15 protein-coding genes and 1 pseudogene are annotated in these 21,840 nt (G+C 55.7%); 5 read left to right on the top strand and 11 right to left on the bottom strand.

Annotated elements, in window-relative coordinates; all coding sequences use genetic code 11:
• Positions 1–1,828 precede the first annotated feature (1,828 nt).
• The 8 genes from EO776_RS15700 to EO776_RS15740 all read right to left on the bottom strand — a co-directional run bounded on the left by EO776_RS15700 (position 1,829) and on the right by EO776_RS15740 (position 12,009).
• Positions 1,829–2,131 carry a hypothetical protein gene (locus tag EO776_RS15700; RefSeq protein WP_129452555.1) on the bottom strand — a complete coding sequence of 101 codons (303 nt, stop codon included), beginning with the start codon at positions 2,129–2,131 and terminating at the stop codon, positions 1,829–1,831.
• A gap of 385 nt (positions 2,132–2,516) precedes the next feature.
• Positions 2,517–6,011 carry an ATP-binding protein gene (locus tag EO776_RS15705; RefSeq protein WP_246041541.1) on the bottom strand — a complete coding sequence of 1,165 codons (3,495 nt, stop codon included), beginning with the start codon at positions 6,009–6,011 and terminating at the stop codon, positions 2,517–2,519.
• Between the two features lie 311 nt (positions 6,012–6,322).
• On the bottom strand, positions 6,323–7,570 hold the full coding sequence (locus EO776_RS15710; protein ID WP_100050427.1) for a phage integrase SAM-like domain-containing protein: 1,248 nt from the start codon (positions 7,568–7,570) through the stop codon (positions 6,323–6,325).
• Positions 7,571–7,578: 8 nt separating this feature from the next.
• Positions 7,579–8,184, bottom strand: a complete 606-nt coding sequence (locus EO776_RS15715; protein ID WP_094521036.1) for a hypothetical protein — start codon at positions 8,182–8,184, stop codon at positions 7,579–7,581.
• A complete protein-coding gene (locus tag EO776_RS15720) occupies positions 8,185–8,496 on the bottom strand; it encodes a hypothetical protein (RefSeq protein ID WP_094521037.1) in 312 nt (103 codons plus the stop codon).
• A 207-nt stretch (positions 8,497–8,703) separates the two neighbouring features.
• Positions 8,704–9,228, bottom strand: coding sequence for a DUF7342 family protein (locus EO776_RS15725; protein ID WP_094521041.1), 525 nt, complete (start codon positions 9,226–9,228; stop codon positions 8,704–8,706).
• A gap of 528 nt (positions 9,229–9,756) precedes the next feature.
• The gene (locus EO776_RS15735) at positions 9,757–11,001 is read right to left on the bottom strand and encodes an inorganic phosphate transporter (RefSeq protein WP_050022909.1); all 1,245 of its coding nucleotides are present in this window, start codon (positions 10,999–11,001) and stop codon (positions 9,757–9,759) included.
• A gap of 303 nt (positions 11,002–11,304) precedes the next feature.
• On the bottom strand, positions 11,305–12,009 hold the full coding sequence (locus tag EO776_RS15740) for a tyrosine-type recombinase/integrase (protein ID WP_199058307.1): 705 nt from the start codon (positions 12,007–12,009) through the stop codon (positions 11,305–11,307).
• Positions 12,010–12,466: 457 nt separating this feature from the next.
• Between EO776_RS15740 and EO776_RS19435 the strand changes: the two genes are divergently transcribed.
• The 3 genes from EO776_RS19435 to EO776_RS15765 all read left to right on the top strand — a co-directional run bounded on the left by EO776_RS19435 (position 12,467) and on the right by EO776_RS15765 (position 16,708).
• The gene (locus EO776_RS19435) at positions 12,467–13,594 is read left to right on the top strand and encodes a hypothetical protein (RefSeq protein ID WP_246041543.1); all 1,128 of its coding nucleotides are present in this window, start codon (positions 12,467–12,469) and stop codon (positions 13,592–13,594) included.
• A 667-nt stretch (positions 13,595–14,261) separates the two neighbouring features.
• A complete protein-coding gene (locus tag EO776_RS15755; RefSeq protein WP_094494455.1) occupies positions 14,262–15,419 on the top strand; it encodes a Fic family protein in 1,158 nt (385 codons plus the stop codon).
• 902 nt (positions 15,420–16,321) lie between these two features.
• Complete coding sequence (locus EO776_RS15765; protein WP_049933511.1) at positions 16,322–16,708, top strand: nuclear transport factor 2 family protein; 387 nt, start codon at positions 16,322–16,324, stop codon at positions 16,706–16,708.
• 43 nt (positions 16,709–16,751) lie between these two features.
• Here EO776_RS15765 and EO776_RS15770 read toward each other — a convergent pair whose 3' ends face one another.
• The 3 genes from EO776_RS15770 to EO776_RS15780 form a co-directional block, all read right to left on the bottom strand.
• Entirely contained in the window at positions 16,752–17,099 is a 348-nt protein-coding gene (locus tag EO776_RS15770) for an Hsp20/alpha crystallin family protein (RefSeq protein ID WP_158228716.1), read from the bottom strand.
• Positions 17,100–17,474: 375 nt separating this feature from the next.
• Complete coding sequence (locus EO776_RS15775) at positions 17,475–18,899, bottom strand: IS4 family transposase (protein ID WP_094580467.1); 1,425 nt, start codon at positions 18,897–18,899, stop codon at positions 17,475–17,477.
• Positions 18,900–18,976: 77 nt separating this feature from the next.
• Positions 18,977–19,774 carry an alpha/beta fold hydrolase gene (locus tag EO776_RS15780; RefSeq protein WP_094580480.1) on the bottom strand — a complete coding sequence of 266 codons (798 nt, stop codon included), beginning with the start codon at positions 19,772–19,774 and terminating at the stop codon, positions 18,977–18,979.
• A 172-nt stretch (positions 19,775–19,946) separates the two neighbouring features.
• Here EO776_RS15780 and EO776_RS15785 point away from each other — a divergent pair, with 172 nt between their 5' ends.
• Positions 19,947–20,582 (top strand): SDR family oxidoreductase, encoded by a 636-nt coding sequence (locus tag EO776_RS15785; protein ID WP_094580479.1) that lies wholly within the window; start codon positions 19,947–19,949, stop codon positions 20,580–20,582.
• 173 nt (positions 20,583–20,755) lie between these two features.
• Positions 20,756–20,944: pseudogene (locus EO776_RS19440) on the top strand (DMT family transporter); the annotation flags it as partial.
• Positions 20,945–21,840: the final 896 nt, after the last annotated feature.

A 21,840-nucleotide genomic window follows, 5' to 3' on the forward strand; every position in this document is an offset into this window, starting at 1 on the left:
CAGTCGTTCGTCTAATCGCCGGGGGTCGTCGCTGGTCGATTCTCGTTTCCCGTCGCTCGTCGAGTTATTGCCGCCGAGTCAGTCTCGCTGGTGGTGTCGTGGATCGAGATCCGGTGCTATCGATCAGCTGGTAGTCTATCGTCGAGCTCCGGGTCCAGGTTGTTCCTCGTTCGTCGTCGGTTCTCCGAGTCAGGCTCCCCCGCTACCTCGCAGTCGTTGCTGTCTCGCTTCGTCGCCGGCACTGGTCGTGGCTCTTCTGTGGCCTCCTGCTGGTGGTCGTTGCTTGACTGTCGTTGGGGCCTGTTCATCGCCTCATCTCTCCCGTCCGCTGCGCCGCTCCCCGAGGGTTCCATCCACTATCATATCCTTGATAGTCTCTGCCTTGTCCGCCGCTCGTCTCCCCCACTTTCCCCCGCCTGTTTCTTGGCTCCGGCCCGAATCGTTCGCTACGCGACTATCCACTGAACTTCATCTCCCCTGAACCCTAATTGTGTGAATTCGGCCGAACGTATTAGACAACCCCAAGTTCATTAATAGGGTCTCTAAAGATCTCTCGTCGTATGGCTGAACGTATGTAGACGCTGTCGCCGGTGTAATTCTATATACGAACCCCCGTAATCCCGCCGCAGTCTAGTATTTACAGGGAAAGACAGATAGAATACATAAATTAATAGAGGAGGTGTCAATCGCCACGTCGTCTGGTATTACTAAGAAATTTGAATCAAGATCACCGGCTATATACAGAATGCCGCAATCTCTGTGCCGTCTAGTATTTACGAGACTATATACGAGACGGCCGCATCACGCCACCGTCTAGTATTTATGCTGGTGGTTCGCGCGTCGCACCTCGTGTTCTGAGAGTTAATACACACCCCCGCAATACCGGTGTAGTCTGGTATTTACGAGACTATATACGAGAAGGCCATATCATGCTGCAGTCTAGTAAATAGGTAAATGCCAGGTGGTCGTGCGATCGGGACTTTCTAATTAATACGCACCTGCTGAATACCGGTGCCGTCTAGTATTTACGAAACTATATACGGACTACCGCAATCCCGGTGCTGTCTAGTATTTATAGGGTCGGTTGGACTGTGAAAATCATACTAAATGTGGTAGGAAGCACTGAGTAGTGAGGTGATCGAGCCGGTAGCTATCGCGAAAGGAGTGAGGCTGACTTGGGAGGTGTGGGGTGTGAGGACGCTGGCACAAGTTAGTCTTCGATAGCTGAGAGCTAGAGAGTCAGTATTGGTGTGGCTTGCTGAGAATACTTCGTCGAGGGGTTGCGTTCTACTCGTGTGTTAGCCTTGTATTGAGGGTCGGGGGGTCGCGCTCTATTCGGGAGTCATTTTTGCGTCGACAGTCGGGGGGTCGTTTTCCATTTCCGCGTCAGGAATCGCTGAAGCGGGGGAATTGGGAGCAGAAACTGATCGCATCTCGCTGGGTCGAAACAGCAATTCGATGATATCGCTCTCGCAAGTGTGATTCCGAGTTTGAGGGCTTCGATGGTGGCGGGCGAGTATAAGACACGCTTCTTGTACCTCAACGGCCAGTGAATAGTGAGCCTGAAGAGAGTCGTCCAATAGTTTTGCGTCGAGAGTGAGACAGGCGTGGGTTAGGAGTCGTGTGGGAGATCGTTGGGGCTGGGAAGGTATTCACGAGTGGGTCGGCGTGGGGCGAGCCTGTCGGATGTCCTGCGTCAGGCAGTGATCAGTTGGGGATAGCCACTGCTAGCATCTCTGGGAGAGTGGGTTCTGGAGAGAAACAAATGGAGGGTCGGGGGTGACGACGCTGTGACTACGCCCGGCTTCCGATGGTCGTGCGGGAGCTGTTAGTCGGCAGCTTCAGACTCGTCGGTGGTGCTGTCGGCTTCAGACGCATCTGTATTGACGACCTCGCTGTCTTGATCGAGGTCGACTCGGAAGCCACCATCAACTTGGTCGCCGCCGATGTCGTCATCCCACTCCGGGTGATAGCGAACCGTTTCGTCATGCTCGATTCCGTACTCTTTGACGAAGGTCCGCCCTGTAATCGTCCCGCCAGGTTTGTAGCCGTAGACATCTGCCCGGTCGAACCGCTGTTCGAGGGGGACGAGGATGATCTCGTCGTCGTCTTCATTGTAGGCGAGCATCATCGCTTTGGTGTCCTCAAGATACTGCTCGACAACCGTAGAGTTCGGTGCGAGCTGCCCATCTTCCCGGATGGTAATGAACTCGCGTCTGTGGTAGACATCGTGGCCCTCATCGGTGAGGGATTCAGCGACTTTGTCGATGACTAGTTCGGGGAGAGCGTCATCCTCCGGGGGGCCATCTCTGGTGTATCTTCTTTCTTGTTAGCGTTAGTATTGGGTTGGCTGTTTGGGTTGTCTGGTGGATTATTTGTTTCTGAGTCTCCGCTGGCAGTAGCTTCTTCTGACATGCTAAATAGCTACATTCAGCCGAAGGCAGCATATCCTTTTTCCCTAGCAGCTGACTGGATTAGGGCGGGATGGAAGAGATAGAGGCGGGCAGAAAGTGGGCCTATTCGATGGCTTTGCGGAGTGAATCTAGCGTGTGAATCTCTTGGATACCAGGCTTATCGAGTTGCTTGTTTATTTTCTCAATGTTCTGTTCCCCGTGCCCGCTTGGAAGATCATCCACTTCTTCGCTGAGTTTCTCTAGGAGTGTGACTGCGGCATCGTAGTTTTTGACTACCCAGATCGCATCACCATATCCCTCCTTGAGAGCTTCGTAGTCGTCGAAGACGTGCTGTTTCTTCTCCGGGCTCATCTCGACTTCAACGAGCTGGTCGCGGTCTCCAGAGGTTTGCTTTGTCGCTTCTGCGAAGGTGTCTGTCTTGTTTTCCCCTCTGTTGATGTCGCCGTAGAGTGTAATGTCGAACCCCTGCTGGTCAAAGTATGCGGCAGAGAGTCGGACGCCAAGGTGATGCTCTGGACTTTCGTTACCGAGCTCACCGCCTTCGTCTGGGGAGAGGGATTTTCCGTCAGCGAGGAACTCGCCTTCTTTTGTCGGAATGTAGTAGACTTTGTTCTGACCGATCGTGACCTTCTCGACCAGCTCTTGATCTTCGAGGTCTGAGGCGTACTCGCTGTTGGGGAGCGTCGTCATTGGCTTGTTGAGATCGTACAGCTTGATGTCTCCACTGAGGGCGTCGAAGATGTTTTTTAGGAGCGTTTTCTGTTCGGGCTTGAGCCCACCGTCGTCGCCTGTGGTGTCGCTGTCGGTGGTCGTGTTGTCGCCCTCTCCGTCTCCAGATGAGCTGAAGTTAGCGCCGGCGCTGGAGTTGATGTACTCACTGTCCCGGTTGAGGGTGTGGAGATTCCGGCTGCGCTCCCGAACGAATTTGGACTTCGGGGAGACGTCGAACGGGCCTTCGCTGTGTCCTGGCGGGATTGGGAGGGGTTTCAGGGTGAGAATCTCTGGTTTCTGCTTGTGGAAGCCTGTCGATGGAAGCTGGACAACCCATTCTCCACGACGGAGCCCAGCGATTCGATCTTTGATCTCGTCGGTGTCTAGGTCCTCGTGGAACAGCGAATTCGCCAGCATGTCGTCGGTGGCGATGTTCCCGATGATCTTCGTGTTGACGTTGTTGAGGATCTCCTGATACGCCCGCCGATTGCTGCGTGGGTCTTCGCCGAGGACCTGCTCGGGGTACTGCATGATGAGTCCGAGCGAGAGATTGAACTCGCGTCCTTTGGGGAGGAGTTCGTTGTAGACGATCTCGTTGCGGGCGACGTTCGCGGATTCTTCGATGATGACGTTCGTGATGTAGTCGTCACCGCTGGGCGTCCAGAGAGACTGGACCGATGTCCAGAGGTGCGAGAGGAACAGGACAGTGAACACTTCGCTACTTTCTCCGCGGAGGTTTCCGGTGTCCATTAGCAGGACCTTGTTGCCGTTGAGGATGTTTTTCAGGTCCAGCATGGGGACCTCCTCACGGTCGTACCAGTCCTTTTCGTCGTTCCAGTGTTCCTCCGGGACCTCGAAGGAGAGCATGTCCCAGATGAAGTCTCGTTCCTTGAGCTTCCGAATCCGGTTGAGGACCGCGTCGGTCGTGTTCATGAACTGCCGCTCTTCTTTCTCAAGGTGAGACTTGAGGAAGCTCCGGACTTGCTCGTCTTCCGCAGGTGGGAGTGCTTTGTTGAGGTCTTCGGGGTCTGCCTCTTCGAGGTTCTCGATGGACCGGCCGTGGTGTTGGAAGTCTCGGGCTGCGTCCAGTAGATCGCCGATTGTGAAGTAGTCGGAGCCGTTCTCTTCGTCAAAGAGTCCCTTGATGAGGTTGGTGAGGATTTCGTTTGCGACGAAGGCTTGGTCGACCGTCTCCCGTCCGAGGACGAAGCGTAGCAGCTGGAAGTAGTGGTCGATGAGGTCTTGGACGGCTGTTTCACGTTCGCGACCAGCCGAACGTGTGAGCGGTCTGAGGTCGAAGAATGGGATGCCGGGGATGTTGCCGTCTTCTTCGGGAACCTTGATGTACTCGACGTCCTCGAGGTCGCCAAAGAGTGTCCGATGGCATCGCAGGTAGTTCCGACACATCTCTCCGCCCTTGGGATCGATGAGGATTGTTGGGCCATTGAGTTGCTCGTGGGTAGTGAGCATGTCGTTGATCGTGGCGACTGTCTTCCCGCTCCCAGTGGTTGCTGCCCGGACGTAGTGGTGGGTGAGGTCGCCGGCGGAGAGGGCGAGCGCGTCCCGCTTGTCGATCTCGTGCCACCATTGATTCACGCTGTCGATGGCGCTGATCTCGTTTGCGTTGTCGTTGTCATCGCGAAGAGCTGTGACCGCGTGGCCGATGGTCATCCCGTCAGAGAATTCCCTGAACACTTCTTCGTTGGGGGAGGTGAGCGCCGACTGTGCTTTGGGCTTGCCGCCAGTCCCACCTCGGCTTGCTTTCGGGAGTGCGTCGATCGATGAGACGGTGATGAAGTTCGCGAGTTCTTCGGTGTTACAGACGAGCATCGACTTCCGACGAGTCACCATCTCAAAACCGTTTGGGTAGGTGATCCCGTGGTTCAGCATCCGCCGGTACTCGTTTTCGTTCTGGCCAAGGTATTTCCCGTCGATGGAGTAGAACTTCCCACTCAGGTGGCTGAGCGAGTCTTGGAGATTTTTCGCGGTGCGTTCGGTTTGGGCTGCGGCCCGGAGGGAGACGTTGTAGGTGTGGCTAGGGTTTTTCATGTCGATCTGCCCCATCCGGCTCTGGCCGGCTCGTTGCCCATCGACTTGGGAGTCCATGATGGTCCCGCCGATTTCTTCGGGCGTGTCTCCCCGGTGGCGCTGCTGCTTTTCTTCGTCGGAGACGCCCACGATAGCGTCGAAGATACTCCGAGCGACCATGCCGCCAGTCGTGTGGACGCCGCGCTTGAGGCGGCCTTTCTGTCGTTGCGCCTTCGGCGACCAGTCCGAACGCGGCTCGAAAACGACCTGGAAGAGGACTGCGTCATCGGTCTGGATGATGCTTTCAAGCAGGTTTGAGAGGGTAGACCGATCCGTCGTTTCGGTGTCGTACCGGGTGAGAAGCGTCATCCAGTCTTTCCGCCGCTCTTCGACACCCTCGTAGCGAACCATGTGCGGCGTCTCCTCGAACACATCTGTGATGTCGAAGTCCTGCCGGTCGAACTCGAAGTTCTCGGGGTACTGCGAGCGCGTCGTACTCTCAAGAGTATCACAGTTCGTGTCGCCGCGTTCGCCAGGCCCGAGGAAGAATTGGAACTGGGCCTCGTTTTCTGGCTTGTAGATGATGAATTCGAAGTTGGAGACGCCGTCGATGCTGTCGATGTGGAGCTCCATGTCGAGCGGGAGCTTCCGACCCGTCCCGTATCTGTGAAGTCCGTAGAGTTCGCGTTTGACGGTCTCTGAGTTGACCTCTTCTCGGACGGGGATGATCTTGATGTACTCCTGACTAGCCTCTAGTTCAGTAACGCACTCTTCGGTATTTTCTACTCCTCGATTTTTTGTATCGCGTTCGTCAGACGTGTTGTCTGAGGCCCCAGATTCTTGTGAGGGCTGTCGCATGATTGAGAGATCCGATCGCACATCATATGAATTTTTTTGGAGATATACACAGATACTTTGACTTTTATTTTGAAATTGGAAGGTAAATATCTCACACAAGCGTGTCACGAATACCCGATATATGGACCAGTAGAGCACAGAAAGGGCTCACAATATTGTGACGGAATCGAATATTCCAAAGAGATAGTCTCTTGGAGCGTATTTCCGACCGATTCGGGTTGATAGGTTGTGTCGAATCGGGGTAAAGTGGAGGGATTCACTGTGTGACGAAGCGTTTGATGTTATAGACGACACACGCCAACGCGATCGATCTACCCGACATCATCAATTTCTTCGAGAGCCTCCGTGGCCACGTCCCCCAACTCGCCAGCCTCGATATGTGAGTATCGTTCGCGAACCATCTCTTCGGAGTTATCGACATACCGAGCTGCTACGGTGTACCCGAACGCGCGGACGAGGACCTCACCCATCCCACGTCGACCGCCGTGGGGTGCAAGATAGTCGTGTTTCGGATGGTTGATGTCGATCTCGGCAACCTCTGAGAGTCGCTGGAGAATCGACCGTGCGCCGTCCGTCGTGATTGACGGCGGCCGAATGTCCGCATCGAGCGCAAGCAGTAGGTCGCGAGCATATTCTTCACGACGTTTAGTGATTGCTTCTGGGCGTTCCCCTCGTTCGGTTAGCTCTTCTTGGACGAGCTCTGCGAGCGTCCGTTGGTCGAATGTCGGAAACACAGGCCAGCGCTCCGTCGGCGGCTCCATCAGCTTGCGGTAGCTCCGCAGCGGCGAGATCGCCGGGTCGGGGAGACTCGCGGCGTCCCACTGCTGTTTCTTCCGATAGACGTCCATGCTCCCGTCGTCGAGGGAGAGGTCCTCCCAGCGGATGCCACGCCGGCGTGGGTCGTTCGGATCCCGTAGTAGCTCCCCGACTCGAACGGCGGTGTAGGCAAGGACGAACACCAGAGCCCGGTCACGAGCCGTCTTCAGTGCTGCGTAGCGTGCTCGCTGCTTGTCGAGTGGGTCAGTATTCTCCGGGAGTGTCGTGTACGCCTCGACGGCGTCGCGGGCCCGTCCGTCGACGTGGCGGGTGAGGTCGTGGCGCTGTTCGGACGTCCAGGCCTGCTGGTCACCGGGCTTTCGGCCGTCATCCTCGGGGAGTGGGGCCATCGCGCTTGCCCGCTGCGCGTAGTGCGCTTCGAAATACCCCTCATTGACGCACCAGCCACACCACGCAGAGATATAGCGATAATAGGTTTGGACGGTGTTCTGTTTGAGGCCACGGTCACCAGCGAGATGCCGGGCGTACTCGCGGAAGACACGTTCGTCGAGGTCCTCGAAGGTGGGGTCACGGTCGACGTCGTTGGGGACGATCCCAGTCCAGTCGTCATCGCCACGGTCGCCGGCGACCCACTCGGCGAACCGCTCGAGTTCGCGAGCGGCGTTCCGTCGGTAGTTCCCGCCGTCGCCGCCGCGGCCTTTCCCCTTGTCTTGGAGGTAGCGCTCGAAGGAACTCGTGAGCGGTGTCGAACCATCGCGTGTCGATGAGGTGTTCTGATTCATAGGTTTCGTCACGGGAGCAAGTGGTCATCCAGAATATCACTGCAGTCAATCGGAATCCCCTCCCACGCAGCCTTCACGGCGTTGTATCCGGTCCAGCCCTCACGTTCTAACAGCTCGCCGCACGCTTCGCAGAACTCACGACGCGAAATGATGTCGTTGTCGTAGAGGATATAGAACAGAAACGGCGGTGTCACAACACGGATATCTTCGGCTTGGTCGTCGACAGCGCGGCGAATCGAACGCCGGCCCGCTGCGTCCATCAAAATGACGTAGTCGATAGCCTCGGGATTCTGTACCACTTCCTGTCGGAGCGATTCCTCGCCGGCGTCCGCTCCGTGGGGCCGGGGGACGCTCGTCACTTGGGTAAGCGGTGTCTCGTCATCTTCGAGCGCATCAAGCGCGGTACGGCTCCCGTAATGAAGCCGGTATGGGCGACTCCCCTCAGGTGCAGTCTCGCGCGTATTCTCGACGTGCCGCTTGAGTTCCTGTCTACAGACGTTCGTCGTCGTGAGACCGACGTGTTTCGTTATTTGCGTCCACAAGGAGCTATTCGCAACGGCGATCAGCGTGTCCGTATCGACGAGGATCGGATACCGTGTGTCGGCGCTAGCCATTTAGACGAGATAGTCACTGGTGTCGTCGTCGGCAGCCTCACGGAAGGCATCGATGTCCTCCTGGAGCAGATCGAACTCATCACCGAGTAGCACGCGGGCAGCGTCTTCGGAGAGCTCACCAGCCGAATAGCGTTCATAAATCGCAATCTTATCGTCGTCCGTCATCGCTCGCCGAAGCATCTGGGTGAGTCCCTCGCGTGCGAGTTCACTAACGTTGATTCCCCCCAGATGGACCGAGTCCAGCTCAGTAGCCGCCTCTTTGAGCGGGCCAGCACGGAATTTGATCGTATCATCGAGCGATTCTTGGCTCATACGCGGGTCTACGTGGGCCGGGATGTTAGTTGTTCCCCAATGTGTGAACACGTTGGTACAGAAATCATCGAGTCAGAAATCTGTGTAACTTGCCTCCAAGTTAGAGACGCGTTCGTGACACGGCATAGTCACCGTGAGACGGACCACTGATTTATATTGATTATGCGTAGTACGGCTTCCACATAAGTCCCCTATATGGATCGAACCTCACCGGTCTGTTGTGGGGGCGAGGAAGTCCCACTCACGAACGGCGAATCCGACGATCTCGATACGGCGCTGAAGGTGTTCCCATTCACGGGCGATTTCACGCCGTCGGTCTTCCTCATCGGCTTCAAGCGTTTCGTCGACAAGCGTCCCGCGAAGCTGATTCGGTGATTCGACATCGAATTCGTCTTCCCAGTCACTGATTTGTGCTTTCAGATCGGTGAGCCGTTCGGTGAGGCCTTCGGCGGTGTGGTCGCTATCCCGAAGGCGTATGGCCTCCGTAATCGCTTGACGACGGTAATCGGGGAAGTATGTCGTGTGGGCCCCGGTATCGTTATGGTGGAGGATGCCGTCGTCGACGAGCCGTTCGAGGACGCGCTTGATCGGCCCGTGTGACCAGTCCGCCTCGGAGGCGATCCAGTTCGCTGTCCGCGGCTCTGATACCTGCCGGGCGACCATCCGCACCCGGTCTTCACCCGTGGGTTGGCGTTCCATCGAGTCCTCGAAACCTGATTCACCTCCAGTCATAGAACACCGTTCGTACTTTGTCGTAATATAGGTCAGAGGAATCCGGTCTATCAGGAAAACGCCCCTCGCCATCGCCATGGACTCGCCTGAGACGGCCCAGAGAAATCTCAAACCCCGTTATTGGCGGCTCTACCTCAGGGGAAGCGTCTTTCTGAGCCAATTGCAGCATTCGTGCTTCCCCGACGGCGTCGGGGTATTTCAAACTGGTCATGATTATTGCGCTAATTCCTCCCACTCGGTAGCACGACAAACCCGCAACGGGCGTTTTTCGGTTCGTTCACACGATATCCGATATCAATTCCTTATGTAACATATAGATAACACCGGGAAGCAAGAGTTACATAAGGAATTACGAGGATGTTGAGCAGCTACTATAGCCACCCGATCTCGGCGGGTGATCAGCTGTCTTGCTCTTTATCAATACCTCTAGAACACTCGTCATAGTCAACATCGACCGTGGCGGCTCTGTTGAAATCCTCTAATTCTGATAGTTTTGAGAGGCTATGCTGAATACACAGCGCGTATGGCTCATAGCAGGAATCCGAACACCGGGTATGAGCCGATGATCGCCACCGACGGCGTCAACACCCACATCGTCACGATACGCTTGGCCGCCGCCGGGTCGAAGAGACTTCGCTGGTCGATGTCTGCCGGTCCCTCGGCACCGATATCTGGAATATTCGGGGTTTCATCCGGTTTCTCGGCCGATTCCTCGCCTCGGGCAACGTCCCCGATAGTCGGGCCGGCAGGGGCGTCCTCGGCGCGTGACGTGACCAGTGCGCCGGTCGAAACCGCGACATCCGGCCGGTCAGGGGTCGGCGTCACTAACTCTGCCAGTGTCGATATGCGACTCGCTCGACCCCATCCGAGGCCGATGATCGTTGACGTCGTGCTGACGGCGAGACTCGCTGGAATCCCGAACGACGAGAGAGCGGTGATGACCGTTCCACCGATCACGGAAACGATCAGTGAGGCGAGAATGGGGAGCTCCGTGATGTCGTCCCCGACCGTTTCGAGCGTGCGGCGGGCGATGGTGAAACTACCCAACGCGAAGGCCCCCACCGCGAGGAGGACACCCTGATTCACGGTGAGCGAGCCACCCTGACCGACGAGGGGAGCGACGGCGTTCGCGGCGTTCGACGCCCCGGCCGAGAACGCCATATAACAGCCGATGAGGACGACCAACAGCGACCCGACAATGTCCTGTGGTGATGCGTTCGGATTGATGAATGGCCGTGGAACCGTGCTCGATCGGTCAAATTGGATGAACTGGAGATTGAACGTCGTGAACGCGACGTAGCGGTCGAGATACGGGTAGACGTAGCGGCCGATAACGACTCCGAGAGTCAGACACACCAGTGGGGAGACGATCCAGGCGGAGACGATAACGAACATCAACGCCTGATTGAGAGTCCCGGTTGCGAGTCCCAATCCGACGATGGCGCCCACGGCAGTCATCGACGTTGACGCTGGGACCCCGTAGAGGTTCGATATCAACAGCGACGCGCCGGTGAAAAAAAGAACGATGATACTGGCAACGGGCGTGAACTGGATCGCTGGCACGATACTGCTGCTCATCGTTTCGATAACGTTCCGACCCACAGTCCACGCTCCGAGAAAGGCGAAGCCAACGAACAACGCCCCTGCAGTTGTCTTTCGAACGAGCCGTGAGCCGACTGCAGGGCCAAATGCTACCCCTGTGGACGATCCGCCAATATTGAACCCGACGAATGCGGCGACAATAATACCGACAGCAGTCAGGATCATCACCATTGTAATAGGATAGATATTGCCAGACACCGGTTTAGTACCTTTGACGGTCGTTCCAACTGCCAGTTCACGTTCTGCGCTGAACACAGACACAGTAGCATTCGGGTGCCGATACCGACAATATCTCCCGTTATCACTCCGACCGCGCCGGCTGTGCTTGTTCTCCCGATGAACAACACAGTAGACTGGCTATCAACGGCTCGATGTCTGAAAGCCGATTTGCGTTCAGGACAGATCGGGACGTCTGTCTGTTGACTACAGCCTCTGTATCGGTCACGTCGCTACTGAACGACGTTTGAGAAGATCCTACCCGTGATGGACACGACGTAGTGCATCAGCCGTTGCTGTTCCCGAGATACGGATGTATTTTTGTGCAGTCGCCAGATCGCTCCACCCCATTAGTGCTTGGAGCGGCACGGGAGCGACGCCTTTGTAGGCATGGTAGCTGGCGGCAGTCGCTCGTAGACAGTGTGGATAGACACGTCCTGAGAGATCGGCTTCGTCGGCCGCGGCCTGTACCCGCCTGTTGATTGTTGACCGCGAGCGGGGAAACGCATCATACCGGCTAGCGAAACGTTCGACACACAGCTCAAGTCGAAGCGAGAGATCAAACGGAATGAGCCGCGCCGAAGCGACAGTCTTCGGATGCCATCGAGACCCGAGGGCATCCGCAGTAGATAGATCGTCGTTGTGGGTAATTTCCTGTTGGGCTTGACGCCGGCAGTACCCGCACTGGCACGGTTCGTGTTGTGGGATACGAATCGTGCGGCGGTTCCAGTTCACCCACGCGGTCTGGAAGTGTGCAATCTCCCCAGCACGAAGACCCAGTCGGCCTGCGATCAGACAAATGAATCGCGCTTCAAAATCGTGTGGTGCTGGAAGGGCTGAGCATGCTTCCAACAGGACCTCGAACTGGCGGTCAGTAAGGACATCCTCGTGAGTATGTCGAGTGGTAATTGCTTGCCGATGCCGGTCAGCCCATTCAGTTCCGGGTTGCTTGTGATGAGACACGCCTAGCCGTTCTCATGCTGGCAGATTGTGAGTAGCGCCGAACCGTGCTGAATAGAGGGCGCGCGGCCTCCAAATTTTCTGTTAACAAGTCACAAATATAAGAAAACTTATGATAACGTGTACCCTCTACTGTTTGATTATGTATTCAGAGAGACGCAACAACCACCGAAATACTGTGCCACGTACGACCGTCAGCCGTCGGTCACTACTCGCAGCGAGCGGGGTTATTGTAGTTGGGGGACTCGCTGGCTGTCTGAATCAAGTTGCGTCGTCAGTGACGAACACGGGCTCGTCGCCTGCGGCAGTGTTCGCAGGGACAGACTGGAATGATGATGACACGGAAGTCACGTTTATGATGGCTCCGGGGAGCCCGCACGTGAGTCGGTTGGCTCCGACGGTGTCTGCCGGGCAGCTTGGGGATGTCGAGTTGGAGGGGTGGGTTACGTCTTCTGCGGTGATGGCTCAGGACTACAATTCGTCGCGGAGCAACAAGCGGAAGACGCAGGCGGGTGATACGGATTCAGATTCCGATGGTGATGGTGTCGGTGACGGTTCTGAGGAGGACGCTGACCTCGTCGCGTATCTGGGTGGTGAACCGATTGTTGCTGAGCGGTTCTCGGTGTGTTTGCCTGATGCGGAGGTTCCGGGTGGGAATGGGAGTCTCCGTGAGGAGGTGACGCCGGAGCGGCTCATCGCGTATCTGACGGGCGAGTCAGATGGTGAGGGTAAGGTGTACTCGTGGGGGAAGTCGGAGTATGCTGCTGGTTCGGATGGTGGTGGTGATTGTGATAATACTGACTCGTCCGCTCATCCGGGGGCGGTGTGCGGGACGACGCCTCACTTCGTTTCGGAGATGACGGGGCCTGTGGCGACGGGTGGGCGTCTTGAGGTCGTTCGAGGTGGTGACGGGACGGTGACGGTCGTCAGTTCGCCACCGACGGCGGAAGACAAGTCTGCGAAGGTGTGTACTGCGGCGGATGATGACCCGTGTGGTCCGGGTGTCTGGGCTCGTACAACGGAGTCTGGGTCTGGGTTGGGTGTGTTGGTGTATCAAGTGCTGGTGCAGCCGCCGCAGTGTCCGCGTCCGTTCCCGGCGTTGTTGTACGTCCAGCGGTGTGAGAGCAACGACCAACTCGTGTACACGGGTGGATGGGTCATCGACGACGCTGCGCTGTACGAGGATTCGGTGACAGCGTTGTCGATGGCCGGTCCGACGGAGGTGGTTGGTATCGAGTGTTGTTTCGATTACTCGGCTGACGCTGATGGTGACGGGTTCGGTGACTTGGTGAAACGGTCGGTGTCTGGTGAGCGTGCTCGGCGGGGGGCGCGGTTAGATTCCGGGACGGTAGCGGAGTTGGTCGAGACGGGTGTGCTTTCGGAGTCGGGGGGTGTCGACTACACTCTTCAGAAGCGACCGGGACGAGAGGCCGGGAATGAGGTCACGTTAGAGGTGACGGGCGACGAATACGGGTTCGTGACGCACGTGGCGGTGGATGCGCCAGCGTTACACTTGGTGAACGCTGCGAGTGTGTCAGAGGAAGTGAAATTCAAGGCGGGGGCTGAGCTGTCGAAGAGCGTGAACTGATTATCCGTGTGGCACCACGGTACTCCCGGTGACGTCCTGAGTTCTCGAACGGTATCTCTGTGCTCAATCCATCCTCTGTATTCAGCACGGCTCCAAGAATATGTCACTGGTTGAGGATTTCAACAGAGTCTTGTAACCAATTATTTGCTTCCCACCAATGATTTCCATTCAAGCATGACCGGAATCGTGATCCTCCCCGCTGGTCGCGACGACGCGTTTGAGGACTACAAACAGTTCATCCGAGAGGGGCACCCAATTGAGGATATATATTGATATCTCCTTGACAAGGACCTCGAACTATTTCGCACGACTTCTGAAACAGCCAGTTCATAACCCTTGTCGAGATGAAAGGGGTGGTGTCGATATGAACACCCCTCCATCGAAATGAATTCTCTACCTCTTCAATGTCATCACACACCAACTTCGAAGTGAAGACCCCGCCATCGATATGAAATCTCAGACATCACGACACACCGCCGGCACCGTCGGCATCCACTGTTCATGTGGGATTAGCGCAACCGTCGACACTATTTGTCTCAGCTAGATTAAGCGGATATAGTTGTAGCACAACGACTGTAATTTGATTTGGAGCGGTCTTCGATCCCGCTTATCCAAATTTGTTTATAACCCGTATGATTAAGTCGTATTAGAGACAAAGTAATTCAAAATGAGAGCAGAGGATTTGCCACCAGATGCGCCGGGGCACTACCAACAGTCGCATCCGCATCCCTACTATATTCCAGAGAAGTTGCCCCTCTCATCGCGGGTTGAGATTGACGAGGATCTCACAGCGACGATATCAGATGCGACGTTCCAGCTGGGACGTATCGACGGGATTAGTCCCACTGTCGATTTCTCGCCGGTACTGTATACGTCGCTCCTCCGGCTCGAAGCAGTCGAAACAGCAGAAATTGAGGGCGCAGATGTCGAGATGGACGAAGTCTACGCGTATCATACACGCCAGAAATCAGGCAGTTCTGGGCGTGTGAGCCGTGACTTACAGGAGGTTCTGAACGCTGAGCGCGCACTCAGTGATGGATTTGACGCAATTAAACAAGGAGAGTCGATTTCGGTCGAACTGCTCAAATCACTCCACGAAACATTACTCGACGGAGTTCGGAACGAGGGGGACGTTGTTGGTGAGTGGCGAGATGATGATGTTCATATTCCGTCGCCCCGTCCCGGACAGTCCCCATTTGTGCCACCACCGGCGGATCATGTCTCGGAGCTAATGGACTCGCTTGAAGCATATATTCAGATGGACGGCGAGTACCACCCCCTGGTTGACCTTGCGATCACTCACTATCAGTTGGAGACAATTCACCCCTGCTCGGACGGCAACGGTCGTCTCGGACGGATTCTAATCGTCCTCCAGTTACACAAGGCTGGCTATCTGTCTGAGCCGTACCTCTATCCGAGTGCCTATTTTAATCGAAACAAGCAGGAGTACGTCGAGACGATGCGTGCGGTTAGCGAAGAAGGCCAATGGCGCGACTGGATTGCGTTCTTTATCAAAGGCATTGAAGAGCAAGCGAAGGACTCCTACGAGCGAACATTCGAATTACTCGAACTCCGGCGAGAGTACGAAGCGCAGTATCCGAATCAAAAGACAAGTCACAAACTCGCCCGCGAACTGTTTGAACTGCCGTACTTCACCGCAGACAACATCACGGATCGGTTCGACGTAAGTCGACAGACTGCCTACAATGCGATTGAAGAACTCGAATCGGATGGCATTGTTATCGAAGTGACTGGCAAGCAGCGAAATCGTGAGTACAAAGCTATCGATGTATTCGATATTCTTGAACGGCCGGTACAACGGTAGCAAAGCTTAGTCGCCTATCCCGGATGCTGGATCGGTACCCATCGCTCCCGCCCCGAACAGTAGCATAGCACCGCCAATGACTGTCAAGAACCCGAGCACACGTTCCGAGTCTGGCTCTTCGGAGAGAAGCGACGTCGTGCCTGAGGTGTACACCGCGTAATATCGCCCGCTAGCGTCAACTACAATCGCTTCTTGAAGATTCGTCTGAGACTGACTACCCCCGGTCTCAACCGCCTGCTTGACTGCTGGTGAGTACTGGTCAACGGGGCGAGAAACGTCCTCTAACGCCTGTGAGGCATTTACTCGCTCCAAGGTGAGACGATAAGATTGCGCCGACTCGTTCCAGCCTGTAACACGTTTGAAGACACGCCCGTCGCTGGGGAACGCAAGATACCGATCTTGGGAAGCAAGCGACGGGTCTCCGGCGACGTGCCGAACCCCGGGATACGGTGCGAGACCCGATGTCTCACCGGCCAGCCCGGATTCAAAACCACAGATTCTGGTCGGGGACCGCTCTCTGAAGCAGTCGAGTCCATCGATTTGTCTGAGTCTCGGTGAGTCTTGTCGAATCTGTATTCGGTCATCTTCAACGGTGAGCTGTGTGGCGCTATACTCGTATTCTGTTCCTGTTATGTCTAGCGGGGGTGCCCAGAATGGAACTGTGATTAAAACCAGTGCGAGTATAATGAGAGCAATTCGAGGAGGGCTGTCGACCATACCAATAGATATTGTTCTAGCGTTTGTATGGATTTTGCCCAATAGCAACATTAGCTCCTCACTGGTCCGCTCCGTTGAACTCGATGACGGCGTGGGAATCCTTGCTTGAGACCTTGTTTAAGATTGTAATCTCGGTCTGGTGAGCGACCCGTGAACACTTGATTATTGGACTCCTCGTCTGTCACATGGATGCCCGATCGACAGTCAAAGAGTACTACGACGCACTACGGGCTGGTGACCCGCTTGCCCCGTACTTCGCCGAGGAGCACGATGGCGACGACGCATTCGTGAAGTTTGGTATCTCGGAGCGTCTCGTCGGGAGCGAACAGATCCAAACCGGCCTCCGCACCCAGACCGAAACAACGGCTGAGTGGACCGTAACTAGTCACGCACTTCGAGTCAGTGAGCGCGGGACTCACGCCTGGTTCAGCGACACTGTGTCAATGGGCTGGATCAATACAGAATCTGGAGAGCGTCACGAGTTCGACACACGGTGGAGCGGGACACTAACGAAGTCGTCTAATGGGTGGCAGTTCGTCGGAATGCACGTTAGCACGGCTGACGAGCTGTGAGATCCTCGATCGTTCGCGAACGCCACCCCTCGGGGCGATCAATTCAGTGAAATCCGATATTCGCGGGGTCCGTATCGCGGTCGAAGGTCACCTCAAGGATACCGTTGTTGAACTGCGTTTCCCCAGAGGTGTCATCGACGTAGGACGGGAGGTCGACGCGCACAACAAACGGTCGTGGTTCACTCGCCACCCGAATCGCTGCGGTTCGTCCGTCACACTGGACGGTAATGTCGTCCGATACAGCGTGAGGGATGTCTGCAACCACCCGGATCTCCTCGTCGTACTCGTGAACGTCGACCGCGGCGTCGTCGCCGTTCGTTCCGGACAGCAGGTCTTCAATCCCGTTGAATTCACCACCGGATTTGTCCTCGTCGTCCGAGTTCCGCCTCATTATTATCTACAAGGGACTGGCCGGTATAACCCTTCGGCGAGACTGACCGAGCGTACCCAGAGACGCCGACGCCATGCGGGAGCGAACGACCCCACTCGTGTCCTCGTCGAGGCGTACGTTGAAGTGATGGATTAATATCAATCAGCGGGCAGAAACTTACGGAGAATCGAGGAGAAAGCCCTGCGCTTTAGCGCTGTCTCTTACCCATAACTCAGCGCTGCTGAGAAAAATCAACCAAATTCGCTCTGATATGAGTGGATTGGTCAGGAAGGAATCATTATTGATGCTGACTCACGACTTTCAGAGGCTGGACGGTCTGTGACCCTGAACAGAAGCTGGATTGACGAGAGTCTCGCTGAATGAGCGGCTTGGCGCTCATTCAGCACCCAGTTCGTAGCCTTCTGCCCACATGCGGAGCTTCTGAAGCCCTTTCCACATCGTCTCCCAGCCTGGAGGGGGATCTGAACCGCGGTCTAAATATCCGCCAAGCTTCGCCACATGTACCGCGTAGGCTTTCCCGCTTTGACCGCTCAGTTCTGGAAATTTCGTTTCCAGAACTGCGCGTTCGGCCTCGCTTAACAAGATCTCTGGAGCAACTGAACCCTCTCCACGGGCTAGCTCTCGTAACTCCAAGACCTTCCAGGCAATCACTGAGTACACGCTCAACAACACTTCCATACGCTCCCACGTTTGCAGTTGCCGCTCTTCGATTTTACAACCGCTCTTCAGCACCTTGTGCCAGTCTTCGATCCGCCAGCGAAGGCCGTAGTACTCGATAACGGCTAGAATATCGTCGAACGTTTCGACCGATTCAGTGGTGAGTAACACCCACTGAATCGGATCGCCAGCCTCAGTGACTTCATCCACTCTCACCACATTCACTTCGACGGACCCTTCTTGATCCGGATTATTTCGCGGTGCGCGCAACTCACAGGTTCCTGCAGTGATTGAGACTTCGGCTGTTCTGGCTTCTCGTCCACCGCCTTGTTGAATCTCAATGGAGTTGCGACCTCGTTCTGCGAGGTCGCTACTCCAATCGAAGAGTTTCCCACCTTCACCACCTTCTGTCAAGACTCGTCGATTTTGATTGGCTCGAACAACGAAACCAGCGTTAGCACTCTCCTTGCTCAGTTCCTCGTACAACGAGAATGCGTCCCCACCTCGGTCATGGACAAAAATCGGACGCACGTCTTCGGGAAGCCACTTGGCGGCTTCCCTATCCCCACGCAACCACTTTTCATGCTCGTTCTCAAGGAGAATTGGGTCGTCTTTGCCGTTTGTGCTGTAAGTGTTGCCCGCCTGTTGGTCCTCGACCAGCACCTGCTGGTCGATGACCCCAGTCATCTGCTGCGTGTCTGGGCGAATACCAACGGAAGTGTGTAATTTGACGCCTTCTACGTCGATATCTGAGGAACTAATATCTCCAAGACCGTCCTTGGCTGGGTGGCGAGGAAAGGTGAGATACGTCGTGTCGGAGACGACCAACAGCTCGTCTCCGCCACTCACCCGTGATCGCTGTGACTGCTTGTGAGCAGAGAGAATCTCGGTCGGTTCCACACTCTCATTATCGCAAAATCGGTATGTAGCCTTTGTGGACGCCCAGTCCTCGCAGGAAGCCGGGATGGACTCGGCAGGTGAACTGCCGAGTTCATCCCCGAGTTGGACCAATCGATCGGTAAGACGCTTGTCTCCGAACTCCGCTGCCCGAAACTCCGTCCGAATCCAACCTGATACATCCATGTCACACAACTCCCCGTCATCGTTCAGATCAGGTCGCCAACTCCGCTGATCTCGTCCCATCTCCCAGCCTCAACTTCTCAGCTACGGGAATAGAATTTGTGGGTAAGAGACAGCCGTTTACGGCGAGGAGGATGTCACTAGCAGCGTGCTGTGATGAACGACGAAAGGACGTGGTTGAACTGCTCAGGCTCTTCAAGGAACGGACAGTGACCACTATTGGAGAAGCGTTCAAGCTGAGCGTCAGGTGTCTTGTCGGCAACGTATTCGACACCACCATTCTCTAGCATCGTTTCATCTTCACCAAGACACACGAGGGTAGGAACATCTACGTCGGGAACCACTTCCCGGTAGTCGCGTACTGATTGGTCGAAGAGAATCGCGCTCGTGATCGGTGGCGGGACTCGTGTGATCTCATCGAAGAGCATCTGTTCGACAGCATCTGGTTCATCCACGAGCATCTCGTCAATGAGGGACCACGCCAGCTCGTGTGGGTTGGTTTGTGCGAGCTCCATGAGTCCGCGAAGTTCATCAAAGCCGAATACACCGTGCTCGTAATCCTCTTGTTCAAGATCGAGTGGCTGTTGTTCGACACTCACGAAGCCCCGGAACCGGTCTGTCCCAAACTGGCGGACGTACTCCCACGCCACAAGCGATCCCATCGACCACCCGACAAGGACAACGTCAGAAAGATCCTGTGCGTCAAGGAACGCTTCCAGGTCACGGGCATACTGTGGGAGTGTATGGCCCGTTTCGGTCTTTTCCGAGCGACCGTGGCCTCGAAAATCGAGCGTGATCAGCTGATGGTCATCGCTGAGCGACTGCTGTTCGCTGAAGAATCGGCTACTCATTAACACGCCGTGGAGGAAGACAACTGGTACTCCGTCTCCATCTGATTCGTAGTACAACTTCGCCCCGTTGACCGATTCCGTTGGCATATTGGCAGATATGTATGATCGCTGTTAGTTGTTGTGCCGAATGCTGCTGATATCCAGTTGTCCCGCTCCAGTATAGCACATTATGCCTCAGAATACGCTATACTTTACTGACTCTCCTCAGTCGCTTCCGTTGACGCCACCTTCTTGACGATATTGACCGAACATCGATTGTATGAACGTTCTCGTCGCTGGTTCGCATGGACAAGTTGGCCAACACGTGACCCGGTTGCTCGCTGAGAGCGATCACAGTGTTCAGGGGATGGTGCGTGTGGAATCGCAAGCACCAGATATCAGGGATTTGGGTGCTGAGCCGGTTGTAGCGGATCTCACCGGTGATGTCTCACATGCCGTTGAAGAGGTTGACGCGATCATTTTCGCTGCGGGATCGGGTGGTGAAGACGTGTGGGGTGTTGACCGCGACGGTGCGATTAACCTCATTGACGAGGCGGTATCTGCGGGGGTAGAACGGTTTGTGATGCTTAGTTCGATTAATGCCGATCAGCCTGAGAATAGCCCCGAGGCGTTGCGAGAGTATCTCCGCGCAAAGGGTGAGGCCGACGAGTATCTCCAACAGAGCAACCTGACGTACACTATCGTTCGGCCTGGACCGCTGACAAACGAAGGTGGTACCGAACGAATCAAAACAGGTACTGATCTCGACAGAGACGCGATTGAGATCCCGCGAGAAGATGTCGCCCGGACACTGATTGCGACGCTCGGGGCTGAGAGTACGTATGATGAAACGTTCGAACTTGCGGCCGGTGAGGTGTCGGTCGGTGAGGCGTTAGAGACGCCACTCCAGACGTAATCTGACGACCGGATTCGTGGACGGCTATCCTTTTTGATGGTGTCCGTACGGGTGTTGAAGTCCTTTGGCTGTACCACACCGCGCTGTCGATGCCGTCGCCCAGCGCATCCGGATGCTCGGATAGTTGGGGTGGTTCGACGCATATTTCGCCGTTGGCGGCGACCTCCTCGTGAATGAGTCGCTACCGGACGGCCGGCCGCTTCTTGTTGCTGTGTACGGTCTGGGGGACGGCGTTCAAGGCGACGGACGTCGGCCTCGCAGACTTCCCCGTGGTACCGTTCGTAGCCGTGCGCTTTGATGTCGCTGCCGCGCTGCTGTTCGCCTCCGTTCTCGTCTCTGGTGCGGGTGTCCACCCTCGGACTCTTCTGGTTTCAGTTTCACCCTCCTTGACGAACTCTTTTGTCTGTCTTTAACGGTGTGGCAGTATGCGACGATACGGTATCATTCTGCTACTTATCATTGTAGTCGTGGCCGCTGGCACTACGGCTACAACGGGTCAACAAGTCCAAGACAGAGCCCCCGAAAGTTGTATAGATGTTTTTACAGCCCAACAGTGGGAATCGGCTCAGCTTACGGGAGAGATACGACTCGCTGAGGATGACACAGTCCAAATTACATACGATGGCCACGGTGAATTGACCCCATTCGAGGTTGACCCACCGGCTGCGGCTACTGTTGTCAACACGACTGGGTTCTCGAAGACTGCGGATGGGACCTACACCTTTGGTGGACGGCAGGCAACACCGACCCTCACGTATCGCGTGCAAACTGGATTATCCACCAATGAATCTTATGCGAGCGGGGAATCGTGGCTTCATACACCGCTCCCTTCGTACATTCAGACCCGCGTCCACCACACCACTCCCGAAGGCGGCTACGTTGGTACGCAATTCGCGTATCTTGGAAATTATTCAGCTGTAACGCTTCAAGATGGATGCCACGAAGTCACGGGCATCATCGCTGACGAGAGCCGGTCGGCGGTTGACAGTGAGCAAATCGAGCGGCAGCTCCGATACGCGATGACTGAGTACGATGTTGGACACCGTTACAGCAAGACAACAGTATTCGTAACACCGGGAAAAGTCGATCCCACTTCCAGTGGTGAAGCACACAAAGCGGACGCGTGGGCGTCCAGTCGACATGGGCCATTGAATACCACCCATATCGTACTCCACGAGTACTTACATACGAGACATTCTTTTGGTGATGCTTCACTGGGCGAGATGAGTTGGTTCAATGAGGGGACAACGGAGTATAT

Origin of the sequence: Halorubrum ezzemoulense, from assembly GCF_004126515.1 — an archaeon.
Classification (GTDB): Archaea; Halobacteriota; Halobacteria; order Halobacteriales; family Haloferacaceae; genus Halorubrum; species Halorubrum ezzemoulense.

What these genes read in the sequence shown, in the direction of transcription:
- EO776_RS15705 (WP_246041541.1), bottom strand. Translation starts at nt 6,011, where the DNA reads ATGCGACAGCCCTCACAAGAATCTGGGGCCTCAGACAACACGTCTGAC.
- EO776_RS15780 (WP_094580480.1), bottom strand. Translation starts at nt 19,774, where the DNA reads ATGCCAACGGAATCGGTCAACGGGGCGAAGTTGTACTACGAATCAGAT.
- EO776_RS15710 (WP_100050427.1), bottom strand. Translation starts at nt 7,570, where the DNA reads ATGAATCAGAACACCTCATCGACACGCGATGGTTCGACACCGCTCACG.
- EO776_RS15755 (WP_094494455.1), top strand. Translation starts at nt 14,262, where the DNA reads ATGAGAGCAGAGGATTTGCCACCAGATGCGCCGGGGCACTACCAACAG.
- EO776_RS15735 (WP_050022909.1), bottom strand. Translation starts at nt 11,001, where the DNA reads ATGGTGATGATCCTGACTGCTGTCGGTATTATTGTCGCCGCATTCGTC.
- EO776_RS15700 (WP_129452555.1), bottom strand. Translation starts at nt 2,131, where the DNA reads ATGATGCTCGCCTACAATGAAGACGACGACGAGATCATCCTCGTCCCC.
- EO776_RS15720 (WP_094521037.1), bottom strand. Translation starts at nt 8,496, where the DNA reads ATGAGCCAAGAATCGCTCGATGATACGATCAAATTCCGTGCTGGCCCG.
- EO776_RS19435 (WP_246041543.1), top strand. Translation starts at nt 12,467, where the DNA reads ATGGCTCAGGACTACAATTCGTCGCGGAGCAACAAGCGGAAGACGCAG.
- EO776_RS15785 (WP_094580479.1), top strand. Translation starts at nt 19,947, where the DNA reads ATGAACGTTCTCGTCGCTGGTTCGCATGGACAAGTTGGCCAACACGTG.
- EO776_RS15715 (WP_094521036.1), bottom strand. Translation starts at nt 8,184, where the DNA reads ATGGCTAGCGCCGACACACGGTATCCGATCCTCGTCGATACGGACACG.
- EO776_RS15770 (WP_158228716.1), bottom strand. Translation starts at nt 17,099, where the DNA reads ATGAGGCGGAACTCGGACGACGAGGACAAATCCGGTGGTGAATTCAAC.
- EO776_RS15765 (WP_049933511.1), top strand. Translation starts at nt 16,322, where the DNA reads ATGGATGCCCGATCGACAGTCAAAGAGTACTACGACGCACTACGGGCT.
- EO776_RS15725 (WP_094521041.1), bottom strand. Translation starts at nt 9,228, where the DNA reads ATGACTGGAGGTGAATCAGGTTTCGAGGACTCGATGGAACGCCAACCC.
- EO776_RS15775 (WP_094580467.1), bottom strand. Translation starts at nt 18,899, where the DNA reads ATGGGACGAGATCAGCGGAGTTGGCGACCTGATCTGAACGATGACGGG.